Raw genomic sequence first — 12850 nt, 5'->3', positions numbered from 1 at the left:
GTGCCCGGCGGCGCCCACGCGGCGGCGGAGGTGCTGCGGCTCGCCGCGCGGCACGACCTGACGGTGGTGGCGCGCGGTGCCGGCACCAAGATCGATTGGGGAGCCGTTCCGGAACGGGTCGACATCATGCTCGACACCGGTCGGCTCGCCGGCATCGGTCACCAGCCGTCCGAGCGGGGCACCGCCGAGGTCGGTGCCGGCACGCCACTGCGCGCGGTGCAGGCCAGCCTGGAACGCACCGGTCAACGGCTCGCGCTCGACGCGCCCTCGCCCGGCGCCACGGTCGGCGGGGTGCTCGCCGCGGACGAGGCCGGTCCACTGCGCCACCGGCACGGCACCGCCTGCGACCAGCTCGTCGGCCTGCGCTACCTGGCCGCCGACGGTGACCTGGCCGAGGCCGGTGGCGGGGCTGCCGGGCTGGCCCAGGCCCGGCTGCTGTGCGGGTCGGAGGGCGCGCTCGGCGTGCTGGTCAGCGCCACCCTGCGGGTGCAGCCCCTGCCGGCCAGCCGGGTCTGGGTGACCCGCCCGGTGTGGACGCCGTTGGAGGTGCACGACCTGGTCCGGGCGGTGCTCGCCGCCCGGCTCGACCCGGCTGCCATCGAGGTGGACCTGCCGGCCGGCACGGGACCCCGGCCGAGGGACCGCCGGGCCGAGTCGATGGCGCGCCATCCGTCCATGACGGGGCGCCCGTCGACCGGCCCGGCGGGGGCCGGCTCGCTGGTGGTGCTGCTCGAAGGTGGGCCGTCCGACGTGGCGGAGCGCGCCGACCGGCTCCGGTCGATGCTCGGCTCCCGGGCCGTCGTCGCCCGATCGGCACCGTCCTGGTGGCGCAGCTACCCGTTCGCCCCCGGTGACACCGCGCTCCGGCTGGAGGTGCCGATCAGTGACCTGCACGCCGCCGTCTACGCGCTGCGGGACGCGGCCGGCTCGCCGGTGCCGGTCCGGGGCTCCGCCGGTCTCGGCGTGGTGCACGCCGCACTGCCCGGCACGATGGCACCCGACCGGGTGGCGTCGATCCTGGTCGCGGTGCGCGGCGTGCTGCTCGCCCGACAGGGGCGTTGCCTGGTGCTCTCCGCGCCGCCCGCCGTCCGGCGAGCCGTCGACCTGTGGGGCGAGCTGACCGGCGTGGCCCGGATGCGCGCCGTCAAGCAGCACCTCGACCCGGGTCACCGGCTGGCCCCCGGTCGCCTCCCCGGTGGCCTCTGAGCCACGCCGGCCGTGGCGCTGCGCAGTCCTGGGGACGAAGCGCAGCTCCGTCGGTCAGACCGCGTCGTTGCGCAGGACCAGGATGGCGATGTCGTCCCGGGGTGCCTCGACCGAGAAGTTGATCGCGGTGGCGCGCAGCCGGGCCGCCACCACGTCCGCCGAGTAGCCGGCGAGCGGCCCGGCGGCGTCCCGGAGCCGACCGGTGCCGAACAGTTCCCGGCCCCGGCGTCGCTCGGTCACGCCGTCGGTGTAGAAGACCAGGCAGTCGCCGGGATCGAGGGCGATGTCCAGGGTCGGCGAGGTGATCGTGTCGAGCAGGCCGAGCGCGGTGCCGCCGGTGCCGACGAACGCGGCCGGGCCACCGGACGCGCGCACCAGCACCGGCCGGTCGTGGCCGGCCAGGTGCAGCCCCACGTCGAGTTGCCCGTTCTCACCCTGCCCGACCGCCGCCAGCGCCAACGTGCAGTACCGTCCGGCACCCCGCTCGACGAGCGTCTCGTTGAGCCGGGACAGCACCTCGGGCAGCGGCTTGCCGTCCCCGGCCAGCACCCGGATCACGTCCCGGACCAGCCCGGTGACCGCAGCGGCCTGCACCCCCTTGCCGGAGACGTCGCCGATCACCACCAGCCAACGGCCGTCCGGCATCGGCACCACGTCGTAGAAGTCGCCGCCGACCTCGGCGTCGTCGCCGGTCGGCACGTACTCGGCGGCGAAGCCGATGCCCTCCACCACCGGAAGCACCGGCGGCAGCAGCGACTGTTGCAGCGTCTGTGCCACCCGCCGACGTTCGGCGTGGATGCGGGCGTTCTCGATCGCCAGGGCGGCACGCCGGGCCACGTCCTCCAGCACCGCGATCTCGTCGGGATCGTGCCGGTGCCGCTGATGCCGGCCGACGGCCAGCGTGCCGAGGCGCTGACCTCGGGCGATCAGCGGCACGGCGAAGCCCTCCATCGGCGCGCCCAACGGCGTCTGGGTGCCGTTGCGACTCGCCTCGCGCAGCCGGGCCTGGACCGAGTCCGGTCCCGCCTCGCGCAGCGTCGCGTGCAGATGCGGCAGCATCGACTCGTCGGCGTGACTGGCCGCGGCCAGCTTGAGTCGACCCCACTCGTCGGTGGTGTGCACGGCACACCACTGACCGAGCCGGGGCACCACGAGCTGCGGGACGAGCGCCATCGTCAGCTCCACGTCCAGGGACTGGGCGAGCAGCTCGCTGGCCTCGGCGAGGAAGGTCAACCAGGCCTGCCGCCGGACGTCGGCGCGGCGCAGCCGGTCGTTCTCCAGGTGCAGCGACAGCCGCTCGGCGGTCAGCAGGGCCAACGGCCGGGCGTACGCGGTGGGGGCGGCGTCGAGTTCCAGCTCACCGGCGTACGGGCGGTGCACCGCCAGCGGCACCCGGAGCAGGTCGTTGCCGGGGCGGGGCTGTCGGCCGTACCGGGCGAGGACCTGTGGGCCGTGCCCGTCGCCCCGGTCCAGGCGCACCACCCCGCCGGCCGCGCCGACCATCTCCGCCACCCGGGTGAGCAGGCTGGTGGCGAAGTCCGGCAGCGGATCGTCCGCGTACGGGTCGGGGGTGGGCTGCATCAGGGCGCTCATCGCCCCGGCGCTCGGCACCGAGGAGTGGCCGCCGTCCGAACGGCCGATCGGCGGGGCGAAGTCGTCCGGGCGTCCGGGCTGCGGCCCGTCGCGCTCCAACCGGAACCACACGCCCTTGCCGCTGGGCAGGTAGGTGGTGCCCCAACGGCTCGCGAAGTGGTCGACCAGCAGCAGGCCGCGCCCGCGCTCGGCGACCTCGGTGATGTCGGTCTCCACGTTCCGCACGCCGACGGTCAGCTCGTCGACCGGCCCGGAGGCGAAGTCCGACACGGTCACGGTCAGCCCGGTCGAGTCGGCGCTGACCTCGATGTCGAGTTCGGTGCGGGCGTGCTCGACCGCGTTGGTGGAGAGCTCCGTGGTGAGCAGGAGCGCCTCGTTGAGAAGTTCGTCCAGGTTCGCCTCGGCAAGTACGGACCGGACGACGGCTCGCGCGGCGGCCGGCGTACGCCGATCGGCGGGCAGCCGGACCCGCCGGACGTGCTCCTCCGGGCCCCCGTCCGTCGTTGGCCCCACCGCCGCTGACACTCTCGTATCCTGCCCCGGCACCCGGCCCGTGCCAAGCCGATCACGGGTCGGGTCCGGAATACGGACGGCGGTGCGCCGTGGCGGTTTCGAGGTCACGGGGACAATGATGGGGTGGCCGGCGCGAGCCGGTGTACCCCGATGCGAGTGCGAGGAATGATGACCACGGCGAAACAGTCGGCGATCGCGGACACCTCCGCCGCCGACCACGAGGCGGTCCTCACCGAGCTGGCCGAGGCGCTGCGGCGGGTCCGCGGAGGCGATCTGAAGGTCAGGCTGCCCCGGCGTTCGGGGGCGGCCGGTGAGGTGGCCGACGCCTTCAACGACGTGGTGTCGCTCCAGGAGCGGCAGCATCTGGACCTGCGCCGGATCAGCCGCGTCGTGGGTCGCGACGGTCGGCTGACCGAACGCCTGGACGAGGAGGGGCTGGACGGCTCCTGGGCGGAGGGGCAGCGCGCGGTCAACTCGTTGATCGACGACCTGGGTCGGCCCACCACCGAGATCGCCCGGGTCATCGTGGCCGTCGCCGACGGCGACCTCTCCCAGCACATGGCGCTGGAGATCGACGGTCGCCCGCTGCGCGGCGAGTACCTGCGCATCGGCCGCACGGTCAACACCATGGTCGACCAGCTCTCGTCCTTCTCCAACGAGGTGACCCGGGTGGCCCGGGAGGTGGGCACCGAGGGCAAGCTCGGCGGTCAGGCCGACGTCCGCGGGGTGGCCGGCACCTGGAAGGACCTCACCGACTCGGTGAACACCATGGCCTCGAACCTGACCGGCCAGGTGCGGTCGATCTCCCAGGTCGCGACGGCGGTGGCGAAGGGCGACCTGTCGCAGAAGATCACGGTCAGCGCGCGCGGCGAGGTGGCGGCGCTGGCCGACACCATGAACTCGCTGACCGACACGCTGCGTCTCTTCGCCGAGCAGGTGACCCGGGTGGCCCGCGAGGTGGGCACCGAGGGCAAACTCGGTGGTCAGGCGGAGGTGCCCGGCGTGGCCGGCACCTGGAAGGACCTGACCGACAGCGTCAACTCGATGGCGTCGAACCTGACCGCCCAGGTCCGCAACATCGCCCAGGTCTCCACGGCGGTGGCCCGGGGTGACCTGTCGCAGAAGATCACGGTGGCCGCCCAGGGCGAGATCCTGGAACTCAAGGACACCGTGAACACGATGGTGGACCAGTTGTCGTCGTTCGCCGACGAGGTGACCCGGGTGGCGCGCGAGGTGGGCACCGAGGGCAAGCTCGGCGGTCAGGCCCAGGTGCGCGGTGTCTCCGGCACCTGGCGGGACCTGACCGAGAACGTCAACCAGCTCGCCGGCAACCTGACCAGCCAGGTGCGGAACATCTCCCAGGTGTCCACGGCGGTGGCCCGGGGTGACCTGTCGCAGAAGATCACGGTGGATGCCCGGGGCGAGATCCTGGAGTTGAAGTCGACGGTCAACACGATGGTGGACCAGCTCTCGTCCTTCGCCGACGAGGTCACGCGGGTGGCCCGTGAGGTGGGTACGGAGGGCAAGCTCGGTGGTCAGGCCGAGGTGAAGGGTGTCTCGGGCACCTGGCGGGATCTGACGGACAACGTGAACTCGATGGCGTCGAACCTGACCGGTCAGGTGCGGAACATCGCGTCGGTGACGACGGCGGTGGCGAAGGGCGACCTGTCGCAGAAGATCACGGTGGACGCCCGGGGCGAGATCCTGGAGTTGAAGTCGACGGTCAACACGATGGTGGACCAGCTCTCGTCCTTCGCCGACGAGGTCACGCGGGTGGCCCGCGAGGTGGGCACCGAGGGCAAGCTCGGTGGTCAGGCGCAGGTGAAGGGCGTCGCCGGCACCTGGCGGGACCTGACGGACAACGTGAACTCGATGGCGTCGAACCTGACCGCCCAGGTCCGGAACATCGCCCAGGTCTCCACGGCGGTGGCCCGGGGTGACCTGTCGCAGAAGATCACCGTCGACGCGCAGGGCGAGATCCTGGAGTTGAAGTCGACCGTGAACACGATGGTGGACCAGCTCTCGTCCTTCGCCGACGAGGTGACCCGGGTGGCCCGGGAGGTGGGTACGGAGGGCAAGCTCGGTGGTCAGGCCGAGGTCAAGGGTGTCTCCGGGACCTGGCGGGACCTGACGGACAACGTGAACTCGATGGCGTCGAACCTGACCGGTCAGGTGCGGAACATCGCGTCGGTGACGACGGCGGTGGCGAAGGGCGACCTGTCGCAGAAGATCACCGTCGACGCGCAGGGCGAGATCCTGGAGTTGAAGTCGACGGTCAACACGATGGTCGACCAGCTCTCGTCCTTCGCCGACGAGGTCACGCGGGTGGCCCGCGAGGTCGGCAGCGAGGGCAAGCTCGGTGGTCAGGCGCAGGTCAAGGGCGTCTCGGGCACCTGGCGGGACCTGACCGAGAACGTCAACCAGCTCGCCTCGACCCTGACCACCCAGCTCCGTGCCATCGCCCGGGTCTCCACCTCGGTGACCCGAGGTGACCTGACCCAGCGGATCACCGTCGAGGCGCAGGGCGAGGTCGCCGAGCTCAAGGACAACATCAACCAGATGATCGTCACCCTGCGGGAGACCACCCACAAGAACGCGGAGCAGGGCTGGCTCGACTCCAACCTGGCCCGCATCGGTGGTCTGTTGCAGGGCCAGCGCGACCTCGGTGAGGTCTGCCGGATGATCATGCAGGAGGTGACCCCGCTGGTCGACGCGCAGCTCGGCGCGTTCTTCCTGGCGGACAACTCCGAAGGGGTGATGCGGCTGCGGTTGACCGCCTCGTACGGCTACGTCTCGCGGGGACACGACGTCACCTTCGGGCCCGGTGAGGGACTCGTCGGTCAGGCGGCGATCTCTCGACGCACGATCCGGGTCGGCGCGGTGCCGGACGGCCGCATCACGCTCCGCTCCGGGCTCGCCGACACCCCGCCGGCCGACCTGGTCGTGCTGCCCGTCCTCTTCGAGGGCGAACTGCTCGGCGTGATCGAGTTCGCCACCGTCACCCCCTTCTCCGAACTGCACCTGGCGTTCCTGGAGCGGCTGGTCGCCACCATCGGCATCGCGGTCAACACCATCCAGGCGAACCGGCGAACCGAGGAGTTGCTGGCCCAGTCGCAGCGGCTGGCCCACGAGTTGCAGGAGCAGTCGGCGGAGTTGCAGCGCACCAACGCCGAGCTGGAGGAGAAGGCGACGCTGCTCTCCGAGCAGAAGGGCAACATCGAGACCAAGAACCGGGAGATCGAACTGGCCCGGCTCGGCCTGGAGGAGAAGGCGCAGCAGCTCACCCGGGCCTCGGCGTACAAGTCGGAGTTCCTGGCGAACATGAGCCACGAGCTGCGGACGCCGCTGAACTCGCTGCTGCTGCTGGCCCGGCTGCTCGCCGAGAACTCGGAGCAGAACCTCAGCCCGAAGCAGATCGAGTTCGCCCGGACCATCCACGGCGCCGGGTCCGACCTGCTCTCGTTGATCGACGACATTCTCGACCTGTCCAAGATCGAGGCGGGCCGGATGGACGTCGAGCCGACCGAGATCCAGTTCGCGGAGATCCGCAACTACGTGGAGCAGGCGTTCGCGCCGCAGGCCGACGAGAAGGGCCTGGACTTCCAGGTACGCGTCGGCAAGGACCTGCCGGCAGCGGTGGTCACCGACGCCCAGCGGCTCCAGCAGATCCTGCGCAACCTGCTCTCGAACGCGGTCAAGTTCACCGACAACGGCGCGGTGACGCTGCGCATCGCGCGTGCCCCGGAGCACGCGGTGTTCGACGTTCCGGCACTGACCAACGCCCGGCAGGTGCTCGCGTTCACGGTGATCGACACCGGCATCGGCATCTCCGACGACAAGCTGTCGCTCATCTTCGAGGCGTTCCAGCAGGCGGACGGCACCACCAGCCGTCGCTACGGCGGCACCGGTCTGGGGCTGTCGATCAGCCGGGACCTGGCCCGCCTGATCGGCGGCACGATCACCGTCACCTCGGCGCCGGGCCAGGGCTCGACGTTCACGCTGTACCTGCCCGACGTGCTGGCGCCGGACGCGGTGGTGGCGCCGTCGCCGCCGTCGCCACAGCGGGCAGGTCTGCCGTCGTCGCTGCTGATGCCGCCGGTGGAGCTGCTGCCGCAGCGGCCGGAGGCACCGAAGACCCGTCAGCTCGACGGTGCCACCGTGCTGATCGTCGACGACGACGTCCGCAACGTCTTCGCCCTGACCAGCGCGCTCGAACTGCACGGCATGACCGTCCTGTACGCCGACAACGGCACCGACGGGGTACGCCTGCTGGCGGAGCACCCGGAGGTGGACATCGTCCTGATGGACGCGATGATGCCCGACCAGGACGGGTACGAGACGACCCGGCAGATCCGCCGGAACCACCGCTTCGTGGACCTGCCGATCGTCTTCCTGACCGCCAAGGCGATGCCCGGTGACCGGGAGTCGGCGATCGCGGCCGGGGCCAGCGACTACATCACCAAGCCGGTCGACCTGGACGAGCTGATCGAACTCATGACCAGCTCCATCAGTGGCAGCCGCACCGAGGAGGGCTCGTGACGCAGGTGGCGAAGGCGCTGCTGGTCGATGACCGCAGGGAGAACCTGATGGCCCTGGAGGCGATCCTCCAGGGTCTGCCGGTGCAGACGGTCGCGGTGGAGAGCGGCGAGGCGGCGCTGAAGCAGTTGTTGGTGGACGACTTCGCGGTGATCCTGCTGGACGCCCAGATGCCGGACATGGACGGCTTCGAGACGGCGAGTCACATCAAGCGGCGGGAACGGACCCGGCACGTACCGATCATCTTCCTGACCGCCGCCGACCGCGACGCCCAACTGGCGCTGCGCGGCTACGCCGTCGGCGCGGTGGACTACCTGACCAAGCCCTTCGACCCCTGGGTGCTGCGGGCCAAGGTCTCGGTCTTCGTGGAGCTGTGGACGAAGACCCGGCAGTTGGCCGCGCAGTCCGAGATGGTGCGGGAGCGCGACGCCCAGTGGCGACTGCTGACCGACGCGGTCGACGAGGCGAGCACCCTGCTGCGGACCGCCGACAAGGACCCTGACGCCGTCTCGCAGGCGGTGGCCCTGCTGGAGCAGGCCCGCTGGGGCACCACCTCCTGACACCGCCCGATCGTGACGTCGCCGTGGACTGCCGCCCGGTGGTCCACGACAGCGTCACGATCGACCCGGCGGCCCGTGATCGGGACCGGGGTGAGCGGTGTCTTAGCTGGTAGGGGCGTCGTTACGGATCATCAGGGCACTGCGCAGGCCCGTGATGTCGAGTACGCGTATCAGGAACTCGCCCACGTTGGTCAGCAGGAGCAGGCTCTGCGCGTGGCTGGCCTTGCGGCTGAGGACCACGAGCGTCCCCAACCCCTGCGAGTCGCAGAAGGTGACCCCGCCGAGATCGAGCACGATCCGGGGCGGGGGTTCGGTGAGCACTTCGTTGACGACGGTCGACAGCTGGGCGGCCGTGAGCATGTCGATCTCACCGGCCAGGCGAAGCACTGCTTCGTCACCAGTCCGGTGTACGGTGATGGACAGTTCGGCACGATCCACCGGGTCAGCCTAGCGCGATCTCGGGCACCCGGCCCGTCGAGGCGAACCGCCTCCGCCCAGCGTGCCGCAGGTGAGCCGGATAACCCTGAACTGGGGTGCCTGCCGATCCGCCGTCGGGCGCTGACACAATGGCGGCATCGTGACCGAGGTGTTTCCCGCCGGAACCGACCGCTATCCGGTCGACGCGCCGGCCTCAGAGGCCCTGTTCGACCGCGCCCGCGCCATCGTGCCGGGCGGGGTGAACTCCCCCGTGCGTGCCTTCCGAGCGGTCGGCGGCACCCCACGCTTCATGGTCCGTGGCGAGGGACCATGGCTCCACGACGCGGACGGGCGACGCTACGTCGACCTGGTCTGCTCCTGGGGCCCGCTGATCCTCGGCCACGCCCATCCCGAGGTGGTGGCGGCCGTGCAGGCCGCCGCCGCGCAGGGCACCAGCTTCGGCACGCCCACCCCGGGCGAGGTCGACCTGGCCGCCGAGATCGTCGCACGCACCCCGGTCGAGCAGGTCCGGCTGGTCAACTCGGGCACCGAGGCGACCATGTCGGCGATCCGGCTGGCCCGGGGCTACACCGGGCGCTCGAAGATCATCAAGTTCGCCGGCTGCTACCACGGGCACGTGGACGCGCTGCTGGCCGCCGCCGGCTCCGGCGTGGCCACCCTCGGCCTGCCCGACTCGCCCGGCGTCACCGGCGCGGCGGCCAGCGAGACCATCGTGCTGCCGTACAACGACCTCGCCGCGGTGCAGGAGGCGTTCGCCGCCGAGGGCGAGCACATCGCCGCCGTGATCACCGAGGCGGCGCCGGGCAACATGGGCGTGGTGGCTCCCCGGGACGACTTCAACGGCCAGTTGGCGGGGATCGCGCACGCGCACGGCGCGCTGCTCATCATCGACGAGGTGATGACCGGGTTCCGGGTCTCCCGCTCCGGCTGGCACGGCCTCGATCCGGTCGACGCGGACCTGTGGACGTACGGCAAGGTCATGGGTGGTGGGCTGCCCGCGGCGGCGTTCGGCGGGCGCACGGAGATCATGTCGCGACTGGCTCCGGCCGGTCCGGTCTACCAGGCCGGCACCCTCTCCGGTAACCCGCTGGCCTGCGCCGCCGGCCTGACCACGCTGCGGCTCGCCGACGAGGCGCTGTACCGCCGGCTGGACGACACCGCCGCCGTGGTGGGCAAGCTCGCCGGCGACGCGTTGGCCGCCGCCGGGGTCCCGCACCGGCTGTCGTACGCGGGCAACATGTTCTCGATCTTCTTCACGGACGCCGACGTGGTCGACTACGACAGCGCCCGCACCCAGCAGGTGCCCGCGTTCAAGGCGTTCTTCCACGCGATGCTCGCGGCCGGGGTCTACCTGCCGCCGAGCGCGTTCGAATCCTGGTTCGTGTCGGCGGCGATCGACGACGCCGCCCTGGAACAGATCGCCGCCGCCCTGCCGGTGGCGGCCAACGCGGCGGCAGCGACAACGGGGGTGTAGACCAGTGAGTAAGACGGTGGTCCACGTGCTACGGCACGGAGAGGTGTACAACCCGGACGGCATCCTCTACGGCCGGCTGCCCGGGTTCCGCCTCAGTGAGCTCGGTGTCCAGATGGCCAAGGCCGCCGCGCAGGGGCTCGCCGAACGCGAGGTCGTGCACGTGGTCGCCAGCCCTCTGGAGCGCGCCCAACAGACCGCCGAACCGATCGCCGCGCAGTTCGGGCTCCCCGTCGGGGTCGACGAACGGCTCATCGAGAGCGCCAACTGGTTCGAGGGCAAGAAGGTCTCGCCCGGCGACGGCTCCTTCCGTGACCCGCGTAACTGGTGGGTGCTGCGGGACCCGGTGACCCCCTCCTGGGGTGAGGCGTACCGGGTGATCGCCGAGCGGATGTTCGCCGCGCTGCACGCGGCCCGGGTCGCCGCCGAGGGGCGGGAGGCCGTCCTGGTCTCGCACCAGCTCCCGATCTGGACGCTGCGTCGGCACGTCGAGCGCAAGCGGCTCTGGCACGATCCGCGCCGTCGGCAGTGCGGTCTGGCCTCGCTGACCACGTTCCACTTCGACGGCGCCAAGATCGTCGGGATCGGCTACTCCGAGCCGGCCGCGCACCTGGTGGCGATCTCGCCGACCGCGCGGACGGCCAAGGGGGCCTGAGATGCGTACCCGCAGGTGGGCCGTTGGTCTGCTGGCCGCTGTCACCGCGACGACGGTGCTGAGCGGCTGCACCGGCGGTGGCCGGGAGGCGGCCTGCGACAACACGGGCGGCATCGTGGAATGCGCCCCGGACCAACGGTCCGACGCGCCTCGCCTCGCCGGTGACCTGCTCGACGGCGGTTCCTACGACGTGACGCAGCAGCGGGGCCAGGTCGTCGTGGTCAACTTCTGGGGCTCCTGGTGCGCGCCGTGCCGGGCCGAGGCCGACGACCTGGAGAACACCTACCAGGCGACCAAGGACTCCGGGGTGACCTTCCTCGGCATCAACGTGCAGGACAGCCGGGACAAGGCGATCGCCTTCGAGGAGGGCTTCGGGATCAGCTACCCGAGCATCTTCGACCCGGGCAGCCGCCTCGCCCTCGACCTGGACATCCCGCCGAACACGATTCCCGCCACCGTGGTTCTGGACCGGGAGGGCCGGATCGCGACCGTGATCCGGGCGGCGGTACGCCAGGAGGGCCTGCAACCCATCGTCGAGCGGATCGCCGCAGAGTCGACCGCGGCGTCCGGCCCGCGCTGATGGGCGAGACCTTCGGTCAACTCGCCGTCTCGGGGCCACTGCTACTGGCGATCGGCGCGGCGGCGCTGGCGGGACTGGTCAGCTTCCTCTCCCCATGCGTCCTGCCCCTGATGCCGGGCTACCTGTCGTACGTGACCGGCTTGGCCGGCGCCGACCTCGAGGGCCGAGATGTAAGGAAGGGCCCCCTACTAACGCCTGGTGTAGAGGAGGGGTCCCCTCCTAACACCTCGGGCGGGGGGACGGCGCTGCGGGAGCGCACCCGGGTCAGCCCGGCGGTCAAGGGGCGCGTACTCGCCGGGACGCTGCTCTTCATCGCCGGTTTCACCGTGGTGTTCACCGCCACCGCGATCCTGTTCAGCAGCATCGGCCGGGTCTTCTTCGACTACGAGCGGGCGCTGGAGATCGTCGTCGGCGCGTTGATCGTGGTGCTCGGGCTGGGCTACCTCGGGGCGCTGCCCGGCTTCCAACGCGAGTTCCGGATCAACCGTCTGCCCAACGCCGGCCTGCTCGGCGCACCCGTCCTCGGTGCCGTGTTCGCCCTGAGCTGGGTTCCCTGCACCGGCCCGACGCTGGCCGCGGTGCTCGGCATGGCCACCACCAGCGGGCAGACCGACCGCGCGGTCATCCTCGCGGTGGCGTACTGCCTCGGGCTGGGCATCCCGTTCATCGTCTTCGGGCTGGGCTTCAACCGACTGCTCGGGGTCTTCCGCACGATCCGGCGGCACAGCCGCTGGGTCACCCGGATCGGTGGCGTACTGCTGATCCTGATCGGGCTGGCCCTGCTCACCGGCGGTTGGACCAACGTGGTGATCTGGTTGCAGACCACCGTCGGGGTGGGCGATTTCGAGGTGAGCATCTGATGACCGCGGTGGACGACCGGCCGGCCACGCCAGCCCAGTCACCCCGGCGCCGCCCCCACGCGCTGCTCGCGCTGCTGCGCAACTCGTGGCGGCAGCTGACCAGCATGCGTACCGCGCTGGTGTTGCTCTTCCTGCTCGCGATCGCCGCGATCCCGGGTTCGGTGCTGCCGCAGCGTGGCGTCAACCCGGAGGACGTCCGGGACTTCTACACCGCGAACCCGCAGCTCGCGCCGGTGCTGGATCGGATCGGCGCGTTCGAGGCGTTCAGCTCGGTCTGGTTCTCCGCGATCTATCTGCTGCTGTTCACCTCGCTGATCGGGTGCATCACGCCCCGGCTGCGCGATCACGTCCGGGCGCTGCGGGCCAGGCCGCCGGCCGTACCGAAGCGGTTGGAGCGGTTGCCCCAGCACGCGGTGGTGCCGGCGCCCGCCGGTGGCG

At 71.4% G+C, this 12850-nt stretch carries 10 protein-coding genes; 8 read left to right on the top strand and 2 right to left on the bottom strand.

The features are described from left to right. Positions 1-1206, top strand: a 1206-nt coding sequence (locus EYA84_RS14970) for an FAD-binding oxidoreductase (protein ID WP_236145772.1), incomplete at its 5' end; no start/stop codon positions are given. A 54-nt stretch (positions 1207-1260) separates the two neighbouring features. Here EYA84_RS14970 and EYA84_RS14965 read toward each other — a convergent pair. Next, the gene (locus EYA84_RS14965) at positions 1261-3324 is read right to left on the bottom strand and encodes a SpoIIE family protein phosphatase (RefSeq protein WP_131053683.1); all 2064 of its coding nucleotides are present in this window, start codon (positions 3322-3324) and stop codon (positions 1261-1263) included. Positions 3325-3480: 156 nt separating this feature from the next. Here EYA84_RS14965 and EYA84_RS14960 point away from each other — a divergent pair, with 156 nt between their 5' ends. Together EYA84_RS14960 and EYA84_RS14955 are read left to right on the top strand one after the other, a co-directional pair. Then, positions 3481-7851, top strand: coding sequence for a HAMP domain-containing protein (locus EYA84_RS14960; protein ID WP_131053682.1), 4371 nt, complete (start codon positions 3481-3483; stop codon positions 7849-7851). After that, positions 7848-8408, top strand: a complete 561-nt coding sequence (locus EYA84_RS14955) for a two-component system response regulator (RefSeq protein WP_131053681.1) — start codon at positions 7848-7850, stop codon at positions 8406-8408. The genes EYA84_RS14960 and EYA84_RS14955 overlap by 4 nt, the downstream gene beginning before the upstream one ends. 102 nt (positions 8409-8510) lie before the next feature. Here EYA84_RS14955 and EYA84_RS14950 read toward each other — a convergent pair whose 3' ends face one another. Continuing rightward, a complete protein-coding gene (locus EYA84_RS14950; RefSeq protein WP_131053680.1) occupies positions 8511-8846 on the bottom strand; it encodes an STAS domain-containing protein in 336 nt (111 codons plus the stop codon). Positions 8847-8985: 139 nt separating this feature from the next. On the opposite strand from EYA84_RS14950, the gene hemL reads away from it, so the two are divergent. The 5 genes from hemL to EYA84_RS14925 all read left to right on the top strand — a co-directional run. Next, positions 8986-10320, top strand: a complete 1335-nt coding sequence (gene hemL, locus EYA84_RS14945) for a glutamate-1-semialdehyde 2,1-aminomutase (protein WP_131053679.1) — start codon at positions 8986-8988, stop codon at positions 10318-10320. Positions 10321-10324: 4 nt separating this feature from the next. Continuing rightward, positions 10325-10972, top strand: a complete 648-nt coding sequence (locus tag EYA84_RS14940) for a histidine phosphatase family protein (RefSeq protein WP_131053678.1) — start codon at positions 10325-10327, stop codon at positions 10970-10972. Between the two features lies 1 nt (position 10973). Then, positions 10974-11552: a TlpA disulfide reductase family protein gene (locus tag EYA84_RS14935; RefSeq protein WP_131053677.1), complete on the top strand. Its 579-nt coding sequence runs from the start codon at positions 10974-10976 to the stop codon at positions 11550-11552. Further along, on the top strand, positions 11552-12412 hold the full coding sequence (locus EYA84_RS14930) for a cytochrome c biogenesis CcdA family protein (RefSeq protein WP_131053676.1): 861 nt from the start codon (positions 11552-11554) through the stop codon (positions 12410-12412). Before EYA84_RS14935 ends, EYA84_RS14930 begins: the two co-directional genes overlap by 1 nt. Continuing rightward, positions 12412-12850: cytochrome c biogenesis protein ResB (locus tag EYA84_RS14925; RefSeq protein ID WP_161594974.1), on the top strand; the 439-nt coding region annotated here is incomplete at its 3' end. The genes EYA84_RS14930 and EYA84_RS14925, both read left to right, overlap by 1 nt.

Origin of the sequence: Verrucosispora sp. SN26_14.1 (assembly GCF_004307965.1) — a bacterium.
Lineage (GTDB): Bacteria > Actinomycetota > Actinomycetes > Mycobacteriales > Micromonosporaceae > Micromonospora.
The sequence above is the reverse complement of the archived record's forward strand: the minus strand, read 5'-3'. Positions and strand labels throughout refer to the sequence as shown.

Bases quoted from the DNA above. Each gene is read 5' to 3' on its own strand.
- EYA84_RS14960 (WP_131053682.1), top strand. From the start codon at position 3,481: ATGACCACGGCGAAACAGTCGGCGATCGCGGACACCTCCGCCGCCGAC.
- EYA84_RS14935 (WP_131053677.1), top strand. From the start codon at position 10,974: ATGCGTACCCGCAGGTGGGCCGTTGGTCTGCTGGCCGCTGTCACCGCG.
- EYA84_RS14930 (WP_131053676.1), top strand. From the start codon at position 11,552: ATGGGCGAGACCTTCGGTCAACTCGCCGTCTCGGGGCCACTGCTACTG.